Below are 22,442 nucleotides of genomic sequence, written 5' to 3' on the forward strand. Positions count from 1 at the left end.
CGTGCAGACACTTGGATGCCGCTAAACCCAGCTTCCCCTAGAGCGTCCTCTTAAACAACGGCGTTGCCACGCTGATCATTACCATCGCAAACAGCGTCAGGAACAGCATGTCCTGCCAGATGGCGGCGAAGCCCGCCTCTTTCAGCAGCAGCGCCTTGAATCCGTGCACCGCGTAGGTGAATGGATCCACAATCGCGATGGCCCTGAGCCAAGCCGGGAATGCCTTGATGGGATAAATCGAACCGCTGGGAAAAAACAGCAACGTGTTGAGCACGCCGAAAATCGCGCGTGGCACCAGCGGATCCTCCACCCGCACCATCATCAGGAACATCATGGTGTTGAATGCCAGCGAAGTGGCCAGAATCATCCCCAACAGCCATAGAAACGTGGTGGGATGAAAGGTGTTGCTCACGCCGGCAATCAGCGAGCCCACAAAAGTGATCACGATTCCCGCGCCCACGGCCTTAATCGCGCCCGCCACATTCAAACCCAGGACCAGCTCGGTTTTGGTGATCGGCGTGACGAGGTAGCCTTCATGAATGCCGCGCGCTTTGTCGTCGATGTAGAGCATGCCGCCGCCGATCATCACCGAAACAAACATAGCCAGCGCAATCGAGCCGGGCAGCAAATACTTCAAATACTCGATGTAGGGATACAGCTCTACTGTATCGAGCACGACCTTCTGCAATATCCGGGGCTCGACCACGGGATCATTGAGCGCGTCCGTCAGCTCGCGCATTTTGTCTTCGAGAGAGGAACTCATGAAGTTGTCGCTGTTGTCCACGATCAGCGCGATGCGCGGATGTTCCTGCTCATACATGCGGCGGGAGAACTGCGGGGGAATGACCACGGCGGCGTCGAGCTTGCCGTTGCGGACATCGTTCATCACCTGCCGATCGTCGCTGTAGTAAATCGGACGAAAGGTGCGTGCGGTGGCCTGCACGGAATCAAACGCCTCGCGGATCTTCAGTGCTTGTGTGCCGCCATCCTGGTCCACCACGCCCAGCCGCGCATCGCGAATCTTTCCGCCAAAGGCATTGCCCAGCACGAGGAGCTGCACCAGCGGAAAGACCATCGATACCATCATCAGCGCTGGCGAGCGCAGGAACTTGCGCAATTCACGTTCGACTATGGCCCACATCCGTTGCATGATTCGTTCCCTATTGCCGCATCTGTCGAGGTTTCGCCTCGACCTTCCACCCCAACCAAACGACGGCTAGGATGGGGCACCCTCAAGTTCGTGGCTCAGCTCAGTAAATTCATCACTAATACCCGGGACGAGTCGGCATCACAAATCCGAACGCTTTCACCTGCTCATCGCGCAGCTGCCGTCCCGTATAGTGGACAAACACATCATCCAAAGTCGTGCTCTGCACCGACAGCGACTTCACTTCCACTCCGCTCTTGAGCGCCAATTCCACCAGCGCGGTGGTGGTGCGCGGGCCAGCGGAGGTCATGATGCGGTACATGTTGGCGCCTTCGTGCTGCACGTTGTGCACGTCCTCCAATTGCCGCAATTCCTGTTCCCAATCCGCAGGAGCATGGAGAAATTGGGCTTCGATCACATTCGTGCCCGGCACGGTTTGCTTCAGCGCCATCGGTGTATCCAGAGCGACCAACTTGCCATGATCCACGATGGCGATGCGGTCGCAGAGCCGATCGGCCTCATCCATGTAGTGCGTTGTGATCAGCACAGTCAGATTCCGCTCGCTCTTAATGCGCGTGAGCATCTCCCAGACGGCGACACGCGAGACGGGATCCAACCCGGTGGTCGGTTCATCCAGAAAAAAGATCTTCGGAGAGTGCACCAGGCCACGCGCGATCTCCAGCCGTCTCCGCATTCCTCCGGAAAGCGTCTTGGTCTGCGCGCTGCGCCACTTCGACAGATCCACCAGTTCCAGCAGTTCGTCGATGTTGTGTTTGCGCTGATCCGCAGGGACGCTGTAGAGCTTGGCGTAGATGTTCAGATTCTCATCCACCGTGAGATCGGGATCGCTTGTCATCGCCTGCGGAATCACTCCGATGTTGCTGCGAGCAGCATCCGGTTCGCTGGCTACGTCATGCCCGGTGATCTTCGCCGACCCCGCGGTGATGGGGATCAGCGTGGTCATCATGCGGATCAAGGTGGATTTCCCGGCCCCATTTGGTCCCAGGAGGCCGAAGATTTCGCCTTCAGCGACGGAAAATGACACATGATCCACCGCTGTGAACTCGCCAAACTTCTTGACGATGTGGCTGACCTCTACGGCGAGCGCGCGTGAAGCATTCGCGTTTCCATCTCCACCTGCAACCCCGGCTGCAGAGCCGTTGCCGGTCTTCGGATTGAAGTCCCCAAGCACCTAGTTTTTCTCCGCCACGGCGCTGTGCGAGCTCCCGCCGTTCCTATCCTGGGCCGGCAGAAAAGGCGCGCTCACCGGCCGTTTCAACACCTGCTGGGGGACCAGCACCTCGGCGGTCAGGCCCGGCACCAGCTTCCGCTGGCTGTTGTCGATCTGCAGTTTGAGCGCGACCGTCTTGATGTCACGTTTGCGGCGGCTGACGTCGCGCTGGGTTGCAAAATCACCTTCCACGCCTTTGAAAATCACCTTGCCAGTCACTTCTTCTCCCGAAGGCAGGCGGACCGGAAGGGTTTCGCCGATGGCAACTTTCGTACCGTAGGTCTCTGGAATTGCGGCCCGCACCCAGGTGTCGCTCAAGTCCACCACGGTCACGATAGGCGTGCCCGGACTCACAACCTCGCCTTCACGCGCGGCGCGCACCGACACAATCCCTGAAACCGGCGAATAAACCTTGGTGTAATTCAGGCGGGCTTCCATTTCAGCGATCTGTGCCTGCGCACTGACCGCTGCGGCGCGATTTACGTCGACCGTTTTAATCGCCGCATTTGCCTGCATTGTGCGCGCTTTCGCCGCCTGCAATTCCGCGCGGGCGGCGCTGATCTGGTGCTGCAGTGAGTCGACGCGGGCCTGTGCCTGCTTCAGCGATGCCGTCGCGCGGTCGCGATCCTGCTGCGAGGCCACTCCCTGGTCAGCCAGCGATACCATGCGCGCCGTGTCCAGCTTCTGGCGCTCGAGGTCAGCTTGCGATTCCACCAGCTGTGCCTGAACTGACTCCAGCTTGGCCTGAGCGTTGTAAACGTCACTCGACGTCGATCCCGAGGTTGCCTGTTCGGTAGCGCGCGATTCCGCCACCCGCGACCGCAGGCTGGAATACATAGCCTCCGCCTGTCGTTTCTGGGCGAGCATCTCGGCGGTATCCAACTGGGCGATCAGATCTCCCAGCTTGACCTCGGATCCCTCATCCACCAGCAGCTTTTCGATACGGCCGGAAATCTTGGCGCTCACGATGACCTGGTTCGCGTCCACGGTGCCGATCAGCACCAGCGACCGGTTGCGATCAGTGGAATAGAAGTAATAAGCCACCGCTACCGCCAGAATGATGGCCAGCAATATCGCGAATTTTTTGCCTGGCTTCACTGGGGCCCTCCCTCCTGCTCGCGCGCCAAACTTTCGCCAGCAGCTTCTGGCGAACGAAACAGCGCCGCGGCGATCAAATCCAGAACCGCTGCGCGCCGCTCCGCGATCCGCTCGGGGGACAGCGGATCTCCCGGCAAAATCAGCCGGATTACAGGCAGGCTGTTGAAATAGAAAACCGTGACGGCAATCATTGACGGCACAAAGTGTTCGACCCTTAGGGGCCGAAATTCTCCGCTTTCGATGCCTTGCTGCAATGTTCGTGTCACCCGCTGAAATAACGGTAGGAAGTACTGCTCGACCAAGTGCTTCAAGTGCGGAGAGCGATTGCGTCCGGCACGCATCATTTCGTGCTGTACGAGCCGGGGCAGCAGACTCGAATCGCCTGCCGACCTGGCGATGAAGTCAAAGTAGGCCCCCACATAACGCATGATCTTGTCGCCCGGGGGCAGATCACTCTCCAGTATGGGAAGAACCCGCGTCACTAATCCCGAAAACACGCTGTCCAGCACGGCCCCGTACAGGGCCTCTTTGTCATGGAAGTAGTAATAGAGCAGGGCCTTGTTGACGCCGGCGGCGCGCGCGATCTCATCCGTGCGCGCACCCGCAACCCCATGCTCGGAAAATTCCCGAATCGCGGCCTTGAGGATGGCAGCGCGGGTCTTCTCCGGCATGCCCCGGGAGCCCGACTTGATTTTGAGTTTTGCGGTGGCAGTGGACATATATTTAATTAACTGGTTAGTTAGTTTACAGAGGAAACGCGGGAAAAACAAGAGAAAACGTATTGGCGGTTAAGTTATTGAATTTAAACTGGTCATTTGCGATATTCGACCACAAGGTCTCGCCTATTCACCGTGCTCTAATTGGCTGTAAGCCACAGCCACGGCGGCTGCTACTCGCGCATTGTTCTCCAGCACAGCCAGGTTCGTCCTAAGCGTTCTGCCGTCACTCAGTCGCGCCAGTTCGGTTAGCAAGTACGGAGTCACTGCCTTGCCCGGAACTTGAGCTTCTTTTGCGGACACGAGCGCCTTGGACATCAGAGTCTCCACTTCAGCCGAGGTCAACGCGCTCTCTTTCGGTGGAGGATTGCCGAATACGATGCCGCTGCGAAGCCCCAGGTTCCAGTGCGCTTTCATCAACCTCGCAGCCTCGTCTGGCGTGTCGATGCGATGGTTCAGGCGCAACCCGCTATCTAACGAAAAGAAAGCAGGAAATTCGTGGGTGCTGCAACCCACCACCGGAACGCCCAGAGTCTCCAACACCTCGAGGGTGCGTGGCAGGTCGAGAATCGCCTTGGCTCCGGCACAAACCACTGCTACCGGACTTCTGGCCAGCTCTCCCAAATCGGCAGAAATGTCGAAGCTGTCTTCCGCACCGCGATGAACTCCGCCAATCCCACCCGTAGCCATAACCGGTATGCCGGCGCGCGCAGCGATGAAGACCGTCGCCGCCACAGTGGTCGCTCCTACGCCGCCCGAGGCTAGAATCGCAGCGAGATCGGCACAGCTCACCTTAGCCACCCGATCTCCCTGGGCGAATGTTGCTAATTCGCCGTCCGAGACGCCCACCTTCGCCCTTCCATTGAGAATACCGATCGTTGCCGGAATTGCTCCTTCTTCCCGAACAACGGCTTCCATTTTGTGAGCCGTCTCGAGATTCATTGGCGGCGGCAGTCCATGCGCGATTACCGTCGTCTCCAGCGCTACCACGGGTATTCCTTCGGCTAGCGCTTTCGCTATCTCGTCCGAGAGCTCAAGATAGTCGCCCAACTAATCCTCCACTGCTCTTCGGAGCAATGACCGGACCAAAAGACCGCGTCCGTTACAATGCCGGGCGGTGAACCCACACAAGTCACGCCCAGGTCGCGTTGTCGTACTTGGAGACATTACCCTCGACATCCTGGCGCCGATCCAAGCTTTGCCCAATGCCGGCGAGGACTGCCTTTCTCCACGGCTCGAACTGCATTGTGGAGGCGTCGCCGCCAACTGTGCCGTGTCGCTCGCACGCTGGGGAGTGCCAGTTCGCCTGCTGGGAGCGGTAGGCCACGACGGCTTCGCCGACATCGTGCTGCGCATTCTACGGACCCAGGGAGTGGATGTCTCGCAAGTTCAGCGCACCAAGAAAGCCCTGACCGGGATCATGTATATCGCGGTTACCCCCGATGGCGAGCGGACATTTTTCGGGAGCCGCGGCGCCGGCGAAGTAGTGCAGCCTCGAAAAGAAGCAGTGTGGCTTCGGAGTGTACGCGCCGCACACTTTGCCGGCTACAACTTCCTGAGCCCCAGTACTGCGAAAACCGCGGAATATCTTCTCAACAGTATTCGAAAGGTGGGCGGAACTACCTCACTGGATGTAGGGAGCGCTCCCAGCCTCGAGGTTCCGGGCAAAATTTTGCAAGTCAGCCGCAAGGTGGATATTCTCTTTGTGAGTGTGGACGAGGCCCGCGCGATCACCGGCACGCACACTGAGCAAGCGGCATTTGATGCTTTGAGACGCGCCGGAGCCCGCGAGGTAGTCTTGAAGCTGGGCGAGCGAGGCTGCCTGATTTTCGAGTCTGGCAAACTGCGGCAAATCCCGGCTTTTTCCGTTTCTGTGATTGACACTACGGGAGCGGGAGACGCGTTTGTTGCAGCCTATCTTCAGGCACGCTGGCGTGGCTGGTCCGTGATGGAAGCAGCTTTGGTTGCGAATGCGGCAGGAGCAGCCGCGGCATCCGTCGTTGGCGCGGGGGAGAGGATGCCGCGAGTCCGCGATATTCTGAGACTGATCCGCCGCGCACGGCTCGGTCAAGACTGGGATCCGATTCGGCAGCAAGTAGTCATGCGCTTGAGCCGAGAGCTTAGAGAAAGTCGACCCAATTCTCGAGGAGGTAGCAGTGCCAGCCAAGCCTGAGTGGAAACAAGCGATGGATCGTCCGCGGCTGAAGTCGCTGGCGGACCTGTTCGGAGTTCCCAAGCCGGTGATCGGAATGGTGCATCTGTGGCCGCTTCCGGGCTCGCCCGGCTACACCGGATATGGCATGCAGAAGATCATCGATCATGCCGTGCAAGACGCGGAAGCCCTGGTCGAGGGCGGCGTCAATGGCCTGATGGTCGAGAACATGTGGGACCTGCCGTACTACGTCGGCTCATCTGTCCAGCCGGAGGCAATGACTGCGCAGGCCGTGGGTGCTGCCGAAGTGGTGCGCAGTTTCCCGCTACCCGTCGGGATTAATGTAATTCACAACGGCGGCATCGTTTGTCTCTCCATTGCTGTTGCCGCAGGAGCACGTTTTATTCGCGTTTGCATTCTGACTGGCTCGCGGCTGTGGGATACGGGCGAACTCGACCACGGCTGTGCCGCCGACCTGATGCGCAAGCGCAAAGACCTTCACGCGGAGCGCATCCACGTGTTTGCTGATGTGGATAAAAAGCACTCGGTGCCATTCCCGGGAATCGACTTGGCCACGCACATCGAGTGGACAGAATTCTACGGGGCTGATGGCGTCATCGTTTCCGGACGCATGACCGGCAGCGCGCCTGACTTGGAGAAAGTTCGTGAGGTGAAGCGGCTGGCCACTCGTCCGGTGTTGATCGGCAGCGGCAGCGATACCAATAACGTCGCCAGCTTCCTGCAATTTGCCGACGGGATCATCGTGGGCTCAAGCCTCAAGAAAGACGGCGTGATGGAGAATCCCGTCGATGTAAACCGTGTTCGCGCGTTCATGGAAAAAGTGAAGCCGGTGAGAGAGGCAGTGGCGGTGAACGGTTAGCAATCAGGAATCCCTAACCAGCAGTCAGTAGCCAGTAATCAGTCGTCAGTGGTCAGTAGTCGAGGCTGCGCCTCGACCTCCCACTCAAGCCAAAGGAAGGCGTGGGTGGGGCACCCACCGAACTTCTGCAAGCAATCACAGCTGCGCTCCATACATCGGTATCGCCGCCCCTGTCACTACTGCCCCCGCATCAGTTGCCAACCACAAGATCATGCTTGCAATCGCTTCCGGCCTGATCCACTGCGAGTAGTCCGCGCCTGGATCTAATTTGCGATTTGCCGGGGTGTCGATCGTGGCCGGCAGAATCGAATTGGCCGTGATCCCCCGATTTTTATTCTCAATCGCGATAGTCTGGATGAGCGAAACCATAGCCGCCTTCGACGCGCTGTAGGCTCCAACGTTCGCGCCCGGGTCCAGGGCCGCGCGGCTAGCGATGGCAATGATTCGTCCGCTTCCCGCGCGTTGCATGGGCGCCAGGACAGCGCGCGTCATGAAGAATGCGGCGTCCAGATTCAGCGACATCATGCGCTTCCAGGTCTGGTCGTCCATTTTGTCCACAGGCTGTCCGCCGGCGAATCCTCCTACGAGATGAGCCAGCACGTCGATGTGTCCGAGATGGCGCAGTACCTCCTCAACCACATCCTGCGCACCCTGCGCCATGGTGATGTCCGCCGGTACCGGCTTGAATGCTGGATGATTGAAATCCGATGCCCGAACGTGGGGCGCCACGCCCACCGTGATCGCCCCGGCATCAAGAAAGACCTTGGTCACTGCCGTTCCCAGCCCACCAGTCGCACCGGTCACCAAAACAACTTTGCCTGTCATGAAACCACCGTTGCTCGCCAAGACTACCGCTTTCCTTAGTCTTTACTGTACCGATTCCGCTTCTTATCGGCGTGGCGTTCCAGCCCGAGCTGGATCAGCCGGTCGATCAGGTCTGGATATGAAATCCCCGACGCCTGCCACAGTTTTGGGTACATGCTGATGGACGTAAAGCCGGGCATGGTGTTGATCTCGTTAACGTAGATTTTTTCGGTTTTGGGGTCCATCAGGAAATCGACTCGCCCCAGCCCCGAGCAGTCTACCGCCTTGAACGCGGCAATCGCCATCTGTTGCACCTGCTTCTGTTGAGCTTTGCTGATGCGAGCTGGAATCAGCAGCTGTGAGCCCTCATCGAGATACTTAGCGGCGTAATCGTAGAACTCAGTCGCAGGCACAATCTCTCCCGCAACCGATGCGATGGGATCGTCGTTGCCCAACACCGAGCATTCGATCTCCCGCGCCCGCCCTTTCTTTCCGCCGACGCCGTGCTCCACGATGATCTTGCGGTCATATTTGGCCGCCTCGTAGATAGCGCCATCCAGTTCGCTGCGGTCGTGCACTTTGCTGATTCCGACCGAGCTGCCCAGATTGGCGGGCTTCACGAACACTGGGTACTTGAGCTGTTTCTCAATCTGGTTGCGAACTTTAGCCGGATCCTGCTCCCAATCCCGGCGCAGGATGGTCACATGCTTCACAATTTCGAGCCCGGCGCTGCGGAACAGGCTTTTCATGACATCTTTGTCCATGCCTGCCGCCGAGCCCAGAACGCCCGCGCCTACATAAGCTATGTCCGCTAACTCCAGCAAGCCCTGGATGGTACCATCCTCGCCAAAAGTGCCGTGCAGGACGGGGAAGATCACATCGACGGCGATGGCGTGATCAGCAGGCCGCACCAAGTCGTGACTCGCCGCAGGATTTGACTCCATCTCGAACGGGATAATCGACGAATGGTCCGAACTGGGTATCGGCGGCACCAGGACCGACTCACCTTTCGCCAGCACCGCTGCCGCCTCCGTAGCTTCAGGATCGCCCGCCCGTAGGTGCTTTTCCTCTTTCTTGTGTCCCCGCAGCAGCCGTTCCGCGTGGGCGGCGGCCAGCCAGCGTCCCTGCTTGGTGATCCCAATTGGGACCACGTCATACTTGTTTTTGTCGATGTGCTGAAGAACTGAGGCGGCGGAAAGCAGGGAGACCTCATGCTCGCCGCTCCGTCCGCCGAACAGGACACCCACCCGTAACTTCTTGGCCATATTGGGGAAAATAAAGCTTCCGGTGGCAGGAAAGCAACCGTTCCCGGTGACTCGATTGCACCAGATCCATGTCAACTCTGGTGCGCGCCCGCATAGTACTTCGGTACTCTACCCACTTGGGGCGATCCTTCCGCATCATAGCTGGATGGAGCGCCTGCTTTCAGACGTGATCCCATTCATGACGTGTTCCCATGAGTTTTCCTGGCCGCGCCGCGCCAGTAACGGGGACTCGTATTACCAGGTCTGTCTTCGCTGTGGAGCCGAATATGGGTATGACTGGAACACCATGCGCCGTACCGAGCGCGTGGCTTCCCATACCGCGGTGCAAAACCGAGCCCACCTGAACCGGCAATCCGGCTGGCGCCCGCGCGCGCGCCGCCTGGCCGTGCAATTGGAACTGCAATTTCGGACCGAGAAATCCGGAAAGTGGACCGAAAGCCAGGTCCGCAACGTCAGCCGTAGCGGGGTGCTGTTCGATGCTGACGCCCCCATCGCGTCCAAGACAACGGTGGAACTGATCTTCGAGATGCCGGAAGAGATTTCCGGACAGCCGGGCAGCAAAGTGCTCTGCAAGGGCAGGGTAGCTCGCTGTTTGCCACCCCATGGCAGCAATCACCGGCATGCCGTGGCGGTGCACATCACCGGTTACGAATTTCTCCACGAGCGCAGAGAACCACGCAACGGGGATCCGCGCGCTTAAATTCCTAAGAGGTTAGTGGTAAACAGGAACCAGCCCGGGCCGCACTTGATGAACAGTAAGCGGCCCGGCGTTTTCCTGCACACCCATCACAATTCTTCAACTGCCTCAGAGAATCTTCTTTCCGAACGCTGACAACGCCAACTCCACCGCCAGCTCTGCCGTGCGATTGTGCTCGTCGATGACGGGATTTACTTCCACGATTTCAAAACTCAGCATGCGGCCATGGTCGGCGATGATCTCCATGGCGAGATGAGCTTCCCTGTAAGTCGCACCGCCACGAACCGGAGTGCCGACCCCTGGCGCGTCTTCCGGATCGATCCAGTCCATATCGAGCGAGATGTGATAACCAGCGGTGCCGCGTCCGGCCATGCGCAGGGCTTCTTCGATCACGGTGCGCATGCCACGCTCGTCAATATCACGCATAGTGAACACTTCAATTCCGGCGCGGTGAACGAGTTCTTTTTCCACTTCGTCGATGCTGCGAATTCCCACCAGTACGCAGTTTTCCGGCGCAATTTTCGGACTGAACCCGAAGATGCCGGATAGCTCGGGTAATTCCAATCCCATAATTGCAGCCATCGGCATGCCATGAACATTGCCACTGGGAGAGCTATCCGGCGTGTTGATGTCGCTGTGCGCGTCCATCCAGAGCAGCCCGATTTTCTGCTGTCTCCGCCGGTAAAACTCCGAGACCCCAGAGACCGTGCCCACTGCCACCGAGTGATCGCCGCCCAAAACCAGGGGAACTTCACCGGCTTCGAGCGTCTTCACCACTAACTCGGCTTCTTTGGTGCAGGTCGAGGTGATTTCTTTCAGGTACTTTGCCCGCGGATTGCCTTCCTTCTTCTGCTCCGCGATCGCGACGCTGACATTGCCGGCGTCTTCCACCTTGTGCCCAAGGCCCTCCAGTCGTGCTTCCAGGCCGGCCACCCGAACGGCGGAAGGTCCCATGTCGACGCCGCGGCGGGACTGTCCCAGGTCGAGCGGCACTCCTATCACACGGATTTTCTTAGGAACGATTCCGGTTCGATTGGAAACTCCTGCTACCGGTTCAACCGTTGCCTGCTCAGTAACAACTGGGTCCATACAAGTGCCTTCGATCCTTTCTTGCTGACTGGCTTCGATCGCTACACGATTCCGCTACGGATACAGGCGGTACAACATGCGCGGGAAGGGAATGGTCTCGCGCAGATGTTCGAGTCCGCAGATCCAGGCCACAGCCCGCTCCAGGCCCATCCCAAACCCGGCGTGCGGCACACCGCCATACTTGCGCAAGTCCAGGTACCAGTTGAACGCTTCCTCGGGAAGTTCGTGTTCCTTGATTCGCTTCAGCAGGAGCTCATAAGAGCCAATGCGCTGCGATCCGCCGATGATCTCGCCGTATCCCTCGGGCGCCAGCACATCTACGCACAACGCCAGCTCGGGACGGCTGGGGTCGGGCTCCATATAAAAAGCTTTCACCTTGGCGGGATAGCGGTGAATCATCACCGGCTTTTCGAACTGCGAAGAGATATAGGTTTCATCCGGGGCTCCAAAATCGCCGCCCCATTCAAACTTGCTCTCGAGCGCGCCTTTTGCATGGCCCTGATGCAGAATTTCAACCGCCTCGTCATAGCTGATCCGCGGAAATGGCGTGGTGATTTTTTCCAAAACATTGACATCGCGGGCGAGTGTCGCTAGATCGGACTTCCGGCGCTCCAGGACGCGCCGCACGATGAAGCTGATGAAGTTCTCCGCCAGCGCCATGATGTCATCGAGTTCGGCGTACGCGACTTCCGGCTCGACCATCCAGAATTCGGTCAGGTGACGCCGCGTCTTCGATTTCTCAGCGCGAAAGGTCGGCCCAAACGAGTACACCTTGCCCAGCGCCATGGCTGTGGCTTCGATATAGAGCTGGCCTGACTGCGTCAGAAACGCCTGCTCGTCGAAGTAGTCGACGGGAAAAAGTGTGGTCGTGCCTTCGCAGGCGGCGGGGGTGAGAATTGGCGGATCGGTGCGGACGAATCCCTGGTCGTCGAAGAAGTCATGCATGGCTTTTTCGATATCCGCGCGAACCCGCAGAACCGCAGCCTGCCTCGGAGATCGCACCCACAGATGCCGATGCTCCATCAGGAAATCGACGCCATGTTCTTTGGGCGTGATCGGGTAGGGATCGCCTTCGGGCACCTTCTGAACTACCTGCACATCCGTGACGTCAAGCTCATAGCCTCCAGGAGCGCGTTTATCTGCTCGCACTTTGCCATGCACCACCACGCTGGATTCCTGGGTGAGGTCCTTAACGGAATCGAATACTTGTGGCGGGACAGAATTCTTCGCCACCACTCCCTGGACAACTCCCGAACCATCGCGGAACTGCGGGAATAGCAGCTTACCGCTCTCGCGGAGATTGGAGAGCCAGCCCTTGAGGGTGACCAGCTGGCCTTCGAACTTCGAAAGCTCAGAGATGCGCGACACGGGCGCCGCCGCACTTATCTTTTCGTTAGCTGTGACCGACATAAAGACATTAAAGCAGACGGAGTGGATAGTCGTCTGCTTCTTCCGCTAGCTGGCCTCCAGCCGGCGGTAGGCAGCGCTCATATCGCGTGGGATATCCGCCTTCTCATGACCCTCGATTTCCATCAGCAATGGAGGCACGTGGGGAGCGGTCTTGAGCAGTTCCATCGCCTGCTGCCAATCGATATTGCCCTGCCCCGGCCAAAGATGCGCGTCCACATCCTTCTTATTGTCATGGACGTGCGTAGAACGGACGTGCTTCTTCAACAAGGCAAACGCCTCTTCCACGCTGCTCATCAGGTGGGCATGCCCAAAATCAAAGCAGATGCCGACATCCGGAAAGTGGGTGACATTCAAGAATTCCAGCAGCCTCTCCGGGGTAGACATGTCGTTGGGAATGTTCTCCAGCAGGATTGTGACTCCCAGCGGCTTGGCGAACGCGCGGAGATGCTCCACGCAGGTCATGGCCGCATCCAGTTTCTTGTCGTTGAAATCTTCTCCTCCCACGCCGAGATGCTGGACAAGAAAGCGAAACGGGATCTGCTCCGCGATTTCGATCGCCCGTTTGATCTCGTCCATGGCTTCCACGCGCTTGCGTTTTTCTCCGTCGGTGATGTTGATGGGCGGAGTTCTTCGTTCCCAGTCGTAATCGAGATACATGGGCGAATGGACCGAGTTGAGTGGAATCCCGCTGGTACGGAACCAATTGGCAATCTCCACCACATGCTGCTTGCGGTTGGCGTAATCCAGATGGCCCCGCGCCGCAAAAATCTCAATGGCCTCAGCACCGCCCCTGACCAGTCCGTCCAACAAACCGGGATGCAAACGCTCCCGGACATAAACGTAAGTTGACATCGCCTTCAGCATTCAGTACCCCAGTGCTCTCCCGTTATGACGTGCATCGCTGGCGCCTAAGAGCTCTCTCGACTGAGGATCGATCGCGATGCACTCAGCATCTCCCCAGTAATTGTGGAGATCGATTTTGTGGCCCATGTGCTCGAGTAGATGCACCGTATCAGGCGAAAAGCCTTTTTCCAATCGAATCTCATCCGGCATCCATTGATTGTGAAAACGCGGCGCATTTACGGCTTCCTGAATATTCATGCCGTAGTCGATCACCCCCATGAGAACGTTCGCCACGATGGTGGTGATGGTTCCACCACCCGGCGAGCCCAGGACCAGGAACAGCTTTCCATCCCTGGTCACGATGGTTGGCGTCATCGAGGAAAGGGGCCGTTTGTTGGAGCTTACGGCATTTGCCGGGCCTTGCACCAGGCCGTAAAGATTGGGTTTGCCGGGTGCGGCAGCGAAATCGTCCATCTCGTCGTTGAGCAGGAATCCCAGTCCCTCGGCGGTTACCCGCGAGCCTAAGCTGTCATTCAGCGTGGTAGTGACGGAGACCGCATTTCCCTCGGCATCGACAACCGAATAGTGAGTGGTATGCTCCGGTTCAACGCCAACAGCCGGCTGCGGGTGCAGAGTGGCGTATCTTTCGAGCTGATTGAAGACCGCGGGTCGCTTCAGGTCTGCACTCAGAGTGGCACGATGCGGGTCCAGACCCTCACGCCAGGCTTCGCCGTAGCGCTTGTCGATCAGTTGCGCCACAGGAATGTTGGCGAAATCGGGATCGCCCATGAACTCCGCCCGGTCAAAGTATGCCCGCCGGAAGGCTTCTATCGTGAGGTGCATGGAAGCGGCGGAGCGATTGCCGAGCTTCGCCAGGTCGTATCCTTCCAGAATGTTAAGAATTTCGATCAGCGCTACGCCTCCCGAAGAAGGCGGGGGCGCGCTGTAAACATCGTAGCCGCGATAAGTTCCATGGATCACCTTGCGTTCTTTAACTTCATAACTGGCCAGATCTTCGGCTGTGATCAGGCCGCCACCCTTTTGGATCACCGCTGCGAGGTCGCGCGCCATTTGACCGTGATAGAAATCGTCGGGATCCTTTGCGATGCGTTGCAGGGTCAAAGCCAAATCTGGCTGCTTCAGGACTTCGTCCGCCTGGTAGTACTTTCCGTCGCGCTGGAAAATGCGTCTGGATTCGTCGAACTTATTCAGTTCGGGATCCTTGAGGGACTCCGCATCCTCATAGGCCAGAGGAAAACCGTCACGCGCCAGCTTGATTGCAGGGGCGATCACTTGCTCCAGCCTCAGCTTGCCGAACTTTTTCTGCGCAAAGACCATGCCCGCAACCGAGCCAGGCACGGCAATCGACTTGTAGCCGATGCGGCTCAATTGAGGAATCGCGTTTCCCGAGGCATCCAGGTACATCTTCTCTGTGGCTTTGGCGGGAGCCTTCTCGCGGTAGTCGATGAAATGGAGGGCGCCGTCGGATTGACGCAGGAGCATGAATCCGCCACCTCCGAGATTTCCGGCCTGTGGATGAACCACGGCGAGCGCAAAGCCCACCGCAACCGCCGCGTCCACGGCATTTCCGCCCGCCTTCAGGGTTTCGACCCCGGCCTGAGAAGCCAGTTCATGCACACTGGCCACCATGACATGCTGGGCGTGCGTCGGCCGCATGGGGGCTGCCGCCAGGGGCTGAGCCAGGCACAGCAAAAGTAAGCTAAGTTGTAGTTTTCTTAGGATTTTAGACACCCTGCCCGCGCTCTCCGGCCTGGTGGCGTCGTGAGCGAAACTTGAGGCTAGCCCAGCAGCGACCAGACAGTCAAATTGTCGGCCGGTCCTGAATGTGGTTAAGGCGCGCGGCTGATAGGCCAGCAGGAACGAAGGTCATGGGCGCCTCTTGGGCCTCGTTCGTCGCTCGCCTTTTGTCGTTGCAGCAACTTTCGTCCGCGAGGGATTTCGAACTTGCTCCTGCATCTTCTTCGGCAATTTTGCGCAGACCAGTTCATACGACTCCCGCAGCAACTCCTCCAACTCAGCGCGGCTAAGAGCTTCCAGTCTTTCCAGCGCCACCCACTGAGCCCGTGCCAAGTAGGGCGCGGGTATGATGTCCGGCCGCTCAGTCAATTCATAGAACTTGTCAGGACTACACTTGAAGCTAAGCTTGGTCGGCGCGGAAGGCTCGAGCGGCAACACGACGAACATCTTGCCGCCAATCTTGAAGACCAGATCATCTCCCCACTGCAGAGTCTGGGTCGCGCCTGGAAGGGACATGCAATATTTGCGAATCGCTTCAATATCCATCTCGATGACGGCAAGTACGGGAAACTAAAGATCGCGCAATTTTGACACTACCGTGGCTATCTCATTTTCCTGAAACATGCGGATCGCAGCCACCCCAGACGCCCCCGCTTCCGCACAGGCAAACGCATTGTCCACCGTGACGCCGCCCAGCGCGAATACGGGCATTCGCTTCAGGCCGCCAGGCACGGTTCGATGGCAGACGCTGCGCAGTGCCTCAATCCCCAGCGAGGCTGGGCTCCCCAACTTCCCGTAGACGGGGCCGAATGTGGCCAGGTCCGCGCCATCCGACTCCGCCGCTCCAACATTGGCCAGCGAGTGGCAGGAAACCGCAATCACTGGCTTGGCCAAGCCTGCTCTTTCAAATACCGCTCGAACATCGCGAGGAGAAACATCATCGGAGCGAAGGTGTACGCCACTGGCGCCGCTTGCGATCGCCACATCCGTCCGGGAATTGACCAGCAACCGGCTCGCGCTACGGCAAGACTTGACGATGGCCACCGCTTCGCCCGCGAGCCGCTCCAATTCACGAGTATTCAAGTCACGTTCGCGCAACTGAATGTAGCCGATGCTGGCGGCGGCAGCCTCCTCGATTTTGGCGAGCAGTTTCTGCCGCCGTTCGGTTTCCTGCTCCGCCAGTTGCTTCCGGTCGGTAATGTAGTAGAGAAGCAAGCAGAAGTTGTGGCGACCTGCCAGTTCAAAACTAATTTCAAGGCTAATAACGTCATAGCCTGAACACGGACAACTCTAGGGCCTGGTCTTGGCGATCTCCGGTTCCTTCTCTCGTGGGGTCGGACCCAGATGATGCCTCGTAAGATTCTCCTTGAGATACTCAAAACCTTCTTCGGGTGTATCCACCATTTTGAACAGGTCAAGATCCTCCCGCGCGATTACTCCAGAATCCACCAGCGCCTGGAAATTGATGATCTTGTTCCAGTATTCGCGGCCGTACATCACAACCGCGATCTTCTTGGCCAGCTTTTCGGTCTGCGCCAGGGTCAGAATTTCGAACAATTCATCGAAAGTCCCGAATCCACCCGGAAAGACAATCAGCGCCTTGGAGAGATAGGCGAACCAGAGCTTACGCATGAAGAAATAGTGGAATTCAAAATTCAATTCCGGAGTGATGTAGCGGTTAGGCATCTGTTCGTAAGGCAGATTGATGTTCAGACCAATGGTCTTTCCTCCCGCCTCACGGGCGCCACGATTGGCGGCCTCCATGATTCCCGGACCGCCCCCGGTGGTGACTACAAAGCGCTGCCGTTTTGAGGGCAGGCTCAGCGCCCAGGTGGTAAGCATGTAAGCCAATTGCCGGGCCTCCTCGTAGTAGTGGGCCATCTCTACCGCGACCTGAGCGAGGCGAAAGTTCTCCTGCTCCCCCGGAGGTGCAGGTGTCTTGGAGAACGGCTTTTCCAACAGTTGCAAAGCGTCGGCGGCATCAGACTGGCTGTGAAATCGCGCCGAGCCGAAAAACACTACCGTGTCCTGAATACGTTCCCGGCGGAAGCGCGCCAGCGGCTCCAAATACTCAGACAGCACGCGCAGAACGCGCCCGTCGGGGCTGTTGAGGAATTTCTTGTTCTCATAGGCTAAGGGAGAGCGAAATGGGGTGTCGTCGGTCATGCGTCCTTTAAATCCGGGATTCAAGCATACAGAATGGAATACGTGTCAGGTAGGACTCGCTGGGTACAGCCATGGTCTATCTCTCTACTCCTACCGCTTGCCAGGATCGCGGTAGTGCACTGCCTCCCAGATCCCGATCCAGATATCGATCCACCCCACACCGGTCACGATTCCGCGAACAAAATTGTGCTGCGTAAAACTGCGCAACCCGGGATAAGCCGCCAGAAAGCTGTTCTGGTTCCACATGGGGGTCCAGGGGAGAATCGCCAGCAACACGCCCAACTCAATACAGAAAATTACAAAGATGACAAGCGAGATGCGGTGCAGCCAAATGATGCGCTTAGGCACCTCCGAGGCCGGATTGGCCGCTCCAGCTACACTCATTTCGTTTGCGCTCGAGTTTTCACCCTGGGCTGTCTCAAAGGGGAGGCCGGGTTGTTCCCGGTTCACGGCAGGGTTGGGCTCCGTGGACTTCGGGGCAAGATCCATATTCAGGGATTTTACGACTTTAGGGCCTTTATGCGCTGCGCCACGTCGCGGTAGTCAATATTGGTGCCGTAGACTTCCATGAAGTGCCGCAGGGCAGGCGTCCGCTCGCCCGCCGCCTCGTAAGCGGAGGCCAGTTCGTAGTGAACCGCCATCCGGGAATCGGAATCGCCAGGGATCTGCAAGGCTTTCTCAAACCACTTGATGCTGGCCTCGGGCACCCCTTTTTCCATGAAACACTGCGCCAGCCAGGTGTAGGCCTGCATGGTATGGGGAAAAGGAATTCCGGAGTCGACCGACTTGCAGACTTTCTGCAACTCGCCGATAGCTTCGTCGAGCAATCCCATTTCTTTGAAAGCAACCCCCAGGTTGTAGTGGGTTTCGGGATCCTCGGCTTCCTTCGTGCCTTCCTGTTCGACTTCCTCTTTGAATTCTTCAAACAGATCGGACAGCATGTTGCTGCCGACCGCAACTTCAGGTTGTATTTCCGTTGCCACCGCGGTGGCCGATGCCACTGCGCTGTGCACCGCCGCCGGAGCCTGAGGGGGAGGAATGACCGGTGCTCTTTGTGATCCGAAGGTAAATCCATTCCCCAGCGACTGGTCGAGATCGAGGACGAAATCGTCGAGTTTGTATTTTCCGGATTGTGGCCTGTCGCTCCTTGCGGCAGCGGCGACCGAATCGGGTTCAGGAGGTGCAGCTTCCGCCGGTTCGGGCTGCATCGACGCCGGCGCCGGTTCCTCTTCGCGTTCTTCTTCTAACGCCTCAGGCTCGTGTTTTTCCGGAATCGGCTCAGGTTCAGGCTGCGCCTTGGCTGCAATTTCTGGCTGACTTGCCTCGCGCACAGCTTCAACAGTGGGCGCGGTTGGTTCGATAGCCGCAGCTTCAGCAGGCTCGTGCTGAGTAGCGGGCGGCTGAACCTCCTCTTCGATTGCTTCCGGCCCGGTACTCTGCTCAACCGAACGCGGCTCATGAGCTTCAGCAGTCGGCTCGGGCGCGGGCGGTGTGACCGTGAACTCTGCCATTGCCGCGGGTTGGGGCTCCGGCTCGGCAGGCAAGACCTCGAATGCCGGCACAGTTTGCGCAGCAGCGGCCGCGATAGAAGCATTGTCAAACTCGTAGGCCGTGATGGTGGGTTTCGGCGCCCTCGCAACCTCCTCTTCCGCCAGCGTCGCATACGGAAGTGGGGCTTCGGCTTCGGTTTCGGCTTCCGCTTCTGCGTCTTCCTGGGCTGCCAAGGGGGTTTCTACTGATTCCGCGACAGAAACCTCTGGCTCGGGTTCGGGAACCGAGGCACTACCGGCTGCCAACTCCTGCTTGAGAGCCTCCAGACCCTCCGCCTCTGGCGCAATGTTTTGGCAGCGCGAAATGGCTAATTGCGCTTCTTCCCACATCGATTGCGAGAGATAAAAGCGAATCTCTTCCAGAAGGTCGGAGATTTCCGCCGGGCGTGGTTTGCGGAAGCTGGCTGTTGCCGCGGATTCGGACACGGCGGGCTCAGGTTCCACCGTGGCGGCTTCCGGCGCGGCAAGTTCGGCCTCTTTCTCGGAGCTCTCGACTTCAGGCGCAGATAAGTCAGCGGCCGCAGCAGTATCCTGCATCACTGCTGCTTCCCACTCCTCTGAGAGATCGATTTCGTGTGCCTCTCCGGCCTCTTGGTCAACCGGCGCGGCTGAAACAGGTTCGGGAGCAGCGCGTTCAACAAAGGCAGGCGCAGCAGGTTTGCTGACGGGTGGGGCGGCAATCGGCGCTGCCGCTGGAGCCGGCTCTTTCTGTTGTGGCAAAGGTGCGCGAGCTTCTCTCGGCGACGGAACGGCTGCCGGCTGGGCTGGTGCTGGCTGGGCTTCCGCTACCGGCTTTTGTTCCACCGCAGGCGTCTTCGGCTTGGCAATTCCCAACCGTTGACGATAGCGGCCAGCCATTTCCGCGTATTGCCTTGCCTCTTCGGCGCGCCCTGCTTCACGGTAGATTTGCGACAGAACGTCGCAACGCGCGGCAGCATCTTCCAGGCGGCCAGCCTTGGCATAGATTGCTGCCAAACGCTGGTTGATGCGAGCGTCTTTCGGTGCCTGTTGCAAGACCTCTTCCAGCTGCGGCAGAGCTTGCAGTGGCTTGTTATAGGAGTCGAACAGCTCCGCGTCGGTTAACGCCGAGCGGATAGCATCGCCTAGTTCCGGCGGATAGTCCTGCTGTAACGATGCACTGCCGGGATCCAACTCCTCGACGAAGAAAGCCTGCTCGGCCTCATCCGGGGCAAGCGGACGAGCGGCTGCATCTTCACCCAGCTTCGCCATGACCTGGCGATAGTTCTGCAGGTGGGCTGGGTTTTCCGGCTCCATCTTGGACAATTCCTGGTACAGGTCACGTGCGCGCGTGAGCTCGCCAGCCTTGACCAGGGCATGCGCCAGCAATTCGTTGATCTCGGGGATGTGGGCTCGAAAGTCTGCCTTAAGGAAGAGATCGCGCAACTGCTCCAGCGCGGGGACCTCGTCTTTGAGTTGGCTGACCAGTCCTTGCAGGGAGAAGACCATCTGCCCACTGTCCGCAGATAACAACCTTTCTGCATTTTCACTGTAGATGGCGATTGCCTTCTGCGCCTGGCCATGAGCTGCCAGCCACTCGGCGTACACCCGAATGCCGCTGACATCGTTGTGTACGGTCAGCAGCTTTCTGGCGACTGGCTCAAGCTCATCGGGCTGATTCAGCATTAAGTGCGCCTTCAGCAGCGCCTGCAGCCCATCCAGCCGGGAGTCGATATCGGGAACCTGCTCCAGGAACTTCACGGCCGACTGGCCGTCGCCCAAGTCCATCGCCACTTTGCCACGAAGGAACAGCGCATCGGTATTGGCGGGCTCAAGAGCCAGCAGGCGAGACAGAGCCTGCTCGGCAGCGTCTGACGATCCGCGCTCGTGCAACGAGGCCGCCGCCCGTTGATAGATTTCGGCCGCTTCCTTCTTGCGCCCCATCTTCTGGTACAGGTCCGCCAGCTTCGACTGCAGGGCAACGTTGTCCGGGTCCATTTCCAGCATCTTCTGGAAGACGCGGATCGCGCCATCGTGGTCGTTGCCCTTGATGAAGTGATCCGCCAGTTGCATGTACTGCGCGCGCGCGTCTGTATAGAGCCCCTGGGCGGTGTAGAGTTCGGCGAGTTTCTGCAGAGAAGCAGTGGCCTGGGGATTCAGCTTGGTCAGCTTCTTGTACATGGCGATGGCTTTTACGGTGAAGCCTTCGCCGGCGTAGGCGTCGCCTACGCGCTTGAAGTAGTCGCCGGCTTTGTCAGGTTGGCCCAGGCGGGCATAAAGATCACCGATGGTGTTCAGGACCGTCAGGTCCTTGGGATCCTTATCGATGATCTTTTCATACTCGGCAATCGCATTCGGCAGCTTTCCCTGCTGCACATGCTTTTCCGCCGAGGCTAGAACTTTTGCTTTGTTAAAGCCAAAGCCGAGCGCCATTTACCGTACTCCGTGGAATTTCAATCACCTTGGGCCCAACGACACGTACATCCGGAGCTACTCAGGAGTGGGTTAACGGTAGCACACAAATAAACTGTGTCCCAAGGGAAGGTACACCCGGAAGTACAGTGCCCACCCTCAGCTTTCGTGTGGGGAAACAAAAGGCTGTGCTTCGCCCCACGACTACGACCTAATTCCAACGATGTGGAATATAATGTGGAACAGAGTCAACAATGGAAACAATCCAGATTGTCCTCGATAAGAAGCTCTTGGAGGCTACCGACCAGGCCGCGCGGCGGACGAAGCGGAATCGTTCCGCCTTGGTGCGCGAGGCCTTGCGGGAACACCTCCGCAGATTGGAAGCCCGAGCTAGGGAAGAGCATGACCGTCACGGCTATTCAAGACAGCCCCACAGGACCGATGAGTGGCTCGCCTGGGAAGCGGAGGCGGCGTGGCCGGCAGAATAACCCGCGGGGACGTCCGGTTCTACGAATTTACTCCACCCGATAAGAAAAGACCTGTGGTCGTGCTCACGCGCAACAGCGCTATTGGTTATCTCTCGGCAGTCACTGTCGCTCCGGTCACATCCACAGTTCGTGGCGTGCCATCTGAGGTCGTACTGAATGAAGAGGATGGCATGAAGGCAAGGTGTGCAGTAAATCTGCATAATGTGGTGACTGTTTCCCGGGACCGCTTGGGCCGGCGAGTTGCGCAGCTCAGTGACTTACGAATGGGCGAAATCTGCGCGGCACTGCGTTTTTCTCTGGGATGCGATCTCCGCCAATCCTAGCCGAGCTCGCGTTCCGGTTCCCCATCCCGGCTGAGTGCCGCGCGGAGCGCTGCGAAGAATAAAATCTGGTGCTGTGTGACGCGGACACCCCTGTCCGCGACTTGACTGGGCGTGTGTTCGCGGGTGGGCAGAATTGCCGCGATGTTGAGCCCCCTCGTCATGAGCTCGTCGATTTCATCAAAGACAAAGGGTACTGTGCCGCGAATGCCTTTGGATTCAAAGCAACGAAGCTGCCGTGATGTGCAAAGAAACGGTTTCGCCATGTTACGAGTTCGCCGTTGACAAGATTCTGGTGGAGACGAAAGTGAAACCGAGCGTCCACAAGATCATCGAGCAGAGCGGTTAACAGACGGCGGAACTCATTGGCATTCGTGATTTCAATCTTCATGTTTCAGTCTTAGCGGGACGTCGCCAACACTTCGGACATCCGCGGGGGACCCCGATTACAAATTCAC

The 22,442-nt window shown here is 58.4% G+C and carries 20 protein-coding genes; 4 read left to right on the top strand and 16 right to left on the bottom strand.

All coding sequences use genetic code 11. The features are described from left to right. Nucleotides 1-37: 37 nt before the first annotated feature. From VEG30_03335 to VEG30_03355, 5 genes are all read right to left on the bottom strand, one after another. Entirely contained in the window at nucleotides 38-1,150 is a 1,113-nt protein-coding gene (locus tag VEG30_03335; protein HXZ78935.1) for an ABC transporter permease, read from the bottom strand. A 115-nt stretch (nucleotides 1,151-1,265) separates the two neighbouring features. Next, on the bottom strand, nucleotides 1,266-2,339 hold the full coding sequence (locus tag VEG30_03340) for an ABC transporter ATP-binding protein (protein HXZ78936.1): 1,074 nt from the start codon (nucleotides 2,337-2,339) through the stop codon (nucleotides 1,266-1,268). Next, nucleotides 2,340-3,476: an efflux RND transporter periplasmic adaptor subunit gene (locus VEG30_03345; protein HXZ78937.1), complete on the bottom strand. Its 1,137-nt coding sequence runs from the start codon at nucleotides 3,474-3,476 to the stop codon at nucleotides 2,340-2,342. Beyond that, a complete protein-coding gene (locus tag VEG30_03350; protein HXZ78938.1) occupies nucleotides 3,473-4,195 on the bottom strand; it encodes a TetR/AcrR family transcriptional regulator in 723 nt (240 codons plus the stop codon). Before VEG30_03350 ends, VEG30_03345 begins: the two co-directional genes overlap by 4 nt. Before the next feature lie 123 nt (nucleotides 4,196-4,318). Then, on the bottom strand, nucleotides 4,319-5,242 hold the full coding sequence (locus tag VEG30_03355) for a pseudouridine-5'-phosphate glycosidase (GenBank protein ID HXZ78939.1): 924 nt from the start codon (nucleotides 5,240-5,242) through the stop codon (nucleotides 4,319-4,321). Between the two features lie 67 nt (nucleotides 5,243-5,309). Here VEG30_03355 and VEG30_03360 point away from each other — a divergent pair, with 67 nt between their 5' ends. Together VEG30_03360 and VEG30_03365 are read left to right on the top strand one after the other, a co-directional pair. Next, nucleotides 5,310-6,365 carry a sugar kinase gene (locus tag VEG30_03360; protein ID HXZ78940.1) on the top strand — a complete coding sequence of 352 codons (1,056 nt, stop codon included), beginning with the start codon at nucleotides 5,310-5,312 and terminating at the stop codon, nucleotides 6,363-6,365. Then, a complete protein-coding gene (locus VEG30_03365; GenBank protein ID HXZ78941.1) occupies nucleotides 6,349-7,224 on the top strand; it encodes a BtpA/SgcQ family protein in 876 nt (291 codons plus the stop codon). The genes VEG30_03360 and VEG30_03365 overlap by 17 nt, the downstream gene beginning before the upstream one ends. A 135-nt stretch (nucleotides 7,225-7,359) precedes the next feature. Here VEG30_03365 and VEG30_03370 read toward each other — a convergent pair whose 3' ends face one another. Both VEG30_03370 and VEG30_03375 read right to left on the bottom strand, forming a co-directional pair. Continuing rightward, nucleotides 7,360-8,049, bottom strand: a complete 690-nt coding sequence (locus VEG30_03370; protein HXZ78942.1) for an SDR family NAD(P)-dependent oxidoreductase — start codon at nucleotides 8,047-8,049, stop codon at nucleotides 7,360-7,362. A 35-nt stretch (nucleotides 8,050-8,084) separates the two neighbouring features. Next, nucleotides 8,085-9,293 carry a D-alanine--D-alanine ligase family protein gene (locus VEG30_03375; GenBank protein HXZ78943.1) on the bottom strand — a complete coding sequence of 403 codons (1,209 nt, stop codon included), beginning with the start codon at nucleotides 9,291-9,293 and terminating at the stop codon, nucleotides 8,085-8,087. A 145-nt stretch (nucleotides 9,294-9,438) separates the two neighbouring features. Between VEG30_03375 and VEG30_03380 the strand changes: the two genes are divergently transcribed. Beyond that, the gene (locus VEG30_03380; protein ID HXZ78944.1) at nucleotides 9,439-9,993 is read left to right on the top strand and encodes a PilZ domain-containing protein; all 555 of its coding nucleotides are present in this window, start codon (nucleotides 9,439-9,441) and stop codon (nucleotides 9,991-9,993) included. Between the two features lie 105 nt (nucleotides 9,994-10,098). Here the strand turns inward: VEG30_03380 and rocF are convergent, their stop codons facing one another. The 9 genes from rocF to VEG30_03425 all read right to left on the bottom strand — a co-directional run bounded on the left by rocF (nucleotide 10,099) and on the right by VEG30_03425 (nucleotide 21,197). Then, entirely contained in the window at nucleotides 10,099-11,079 is a 981-nt protein-coding gene (gene rocF, locus VEG30_03385; GenBank protein HXZ78945.1) for an arginase, read from the bottom strand. Nucleotides 11,080-11,133: 54 nt separating this feature from the next. After that, entirely contained in the window at nucleotides 11,134-12,489 is a 1,356-nt protein-coding gene (asnS, locus tag VEG30_03390; protein ID HXZ78946.1) for an asparagine--tRNA ligase, read from the bottom strand. 45 nt (nucleotides 12,490-12,534) lie between these two features. After that, entirely contained in the window at nucleotides 12,535-13,353 is an 819-nt protein-coding gene (locus VEG30_03395; protein HXZ78947.1) for a sugar phosphate isomerase/epimerase family protein, read from the bottom strand. After that, the gene (ggt, locus tag VEG30_03400) at nucleotides 13,354-15,009 is read right to left on the bottom strand and encodes a gamma-glutamyltransferase (GenBank protein HXZ78948.1); all 1,656 of its coding nucleotides are present in this window, start codon (nucleotides 15,007-15,009) and stop codon (nucleotides 13,354-13,356) included. A 210-nt stretch (nucleotides 15,010-15,219) separates the two neighbouring features. Further along, a complete protein-coding gene (locus VEG30_03405) occupies nucleotides 15,220-15,606 on the bottom strand; it encodes an MmcQ/YjbR family DNA-binding protein (GenBank protein HXZ78949.1) in 387 nt (128 codons plus the stop codon). Between the two features lie 54 nt (nucleotides 15,607-15,660). Next, complete coding sequence (locus VEG30_03410; protein HXZ78950.1) at nucleotides 15,661-16,305, bottom strand: thiamine phosphate synthase; 645 nt, start codon at nucleotides 16,303-16,305, stop codon at nucleotides 15,661-15,663. A 75-nt stretch (nucleotides 16,306-16,380) separates the two neighbouring features. Further along, nucleotides 16,381-17,256: a TIGR00730 family Rossman fold protein gene (locus tag VEG30_03415; GenBank protein ID HXZ78951.1), complete on the bottom strand. Its 876-nt coding sequence runs from the start codon at nucleotides 17,254-17,256 to the stop codon at nucleotides 16,381-16,383. A gap of 90 nt (nucleotides 17,257-17,346) precedes the next feature. Continuing rightward, nucleotides 17,347-17,640 carry a hypothetical protein gene (locus tag VEG30_03420; protein ID HXZ78952.1) on the bottom strand — a complete coding sequence of 98 codons (294 nt, stop codon included), beginning with the start codon at nucleotides 17,638-17,640 and terminating at the stop codon, nucleotides 17,347-17,349. 116 nt (nucleotides 17,641-17,756) lie between these two features. Continuing rightward, nucleotides 17,757-21,197 (bottom strand): tetratricopeptide repeat protein, encoded by a 3,441-nt coding sequence (locus VEG30_03425; protein ID HXZ78953.1) that lies wholly within the window; start codon nucleotides 21,195-21,197, stop codon nucleotides 17,757-17,759. 451 nt (nucleotides 21,198-21,648) lie between these two features. On the opposite strand from VEG30_03425, the gene VEG30_03430 reads away from it, so the two are divergent. Next, nucleotides 21,649-21,987: a type II toxin-antitoxin system PemK/MazF family toxin gene (locus tag VEG30_03430; GenBank protein ID HXZ78954.1), complete on the top strand. Its 339-nt coding sequence runs from the start codon at nucleotides 21,649-21,651 to the stop codon at nucleotides 21,985-21,987. Nucleotides 21,988-22,442: the final 455 nt, after the last annotated feature.

This window comes from Terriglobales bacterium (assembly GCA_035624455.1).
Taxonomy (GTDB): Bacteria; Acidobacteriota; Terriglobia; order Terriglobales; family Acidobacteriaceae; genus DASPRM01.

Bases quoted from the DNA above. Each gene is read 5' to 3' on its own strand.
- VEG30_03370 (HXZ78942.1), bottom strand. From the start codon at position 8,049: ATGACAGGCAAAGTTGTTTTGGTGACCGGTGCGACTGGTGGGCTGGGA.
- ggt (HXZ78948.1), bottom strand. From the start codon at position 15,009: ATGCGGCCGACGCACGCCCAGCATGTCATGGTGGCCAGTGTGCATGAA.
- VEG30_03415 (HXZ78951.1), bottom strand. From the start codon at position 17,256: ATGACCGACGACACCCCATTTCGCTCTCCCTTAGCCTATGAGAACAAG.
- asnS (HXZ78946.1), bottom strand. From the start codon at position 12,489: ATGTCGGTCACAGCTAACGAAAAGATAAGTGCGGCGGCGCCCGTGTCG.
- VEG30_03425 (HXZ78953.1), bottom strand. From the start codon at position 21,197: ATGGCGCTCGGCTTTGGCTTTAACAAAGCAAAAGTTCTAGCCTCGGCG.
- rocF (HXZ78945.1), bottom strand. From the start codon at position 11,079: ATGGACCCAGTTGTTACTGAGCAGGCAACGGTTGAACCGGTAGCAGGA.
- VEG30_03405 (HXZ78949.1), bottom strand. From the start codon at position 15,606: ATGTCCCTTCCAGGCGCGACCCAGACTCTGCAGTGGGGAGATGATCTG.
- VEG30_03375 (HXZ78943.1), bottom strand. From the start codon at position 9,293: ATGGCCAAGAAGTTACGGGTGGGTGTCCTGTTCGGCGGACGGAGCGGC.
- VEG30_03350 (HXZ78938.1), bottom strand. From the start codon at position 4,195: ATGTCCACTGCCACCGCAAAACTCAAAATCAAGTCGGGCTCCCGGGGC.
- VEG30_03395 (HXZ78947.1), bottom strand. From the start codon at position 13,353: ATGCTGAAGGCGATGTCAACTTACGTTTATGTCCGGGAGCGTTTGCAT.
- VEG30_03335 (HXZ78935.1), bottom strand. From the start codon at position 1,150: ATGCAACGGATGTGGGCCATAGTCGAACGTGAATTGCGCAAGTTCCTG.
- VEG30_03380 (HXZ78944.1), top strand. From the start codon at position 9,439: ATGGAGCGCCTGCTTTCAGACGTGATCCCATTCATGACGTGTTCCCAT.
- VEG30_03420 (HXZ78952.1), bottom strand. From the start codon at position 17,640: ATGAGTGTAGCTGGAGCGGCCAATCCGGCCTCGGAGGTGCCTAAGCGC.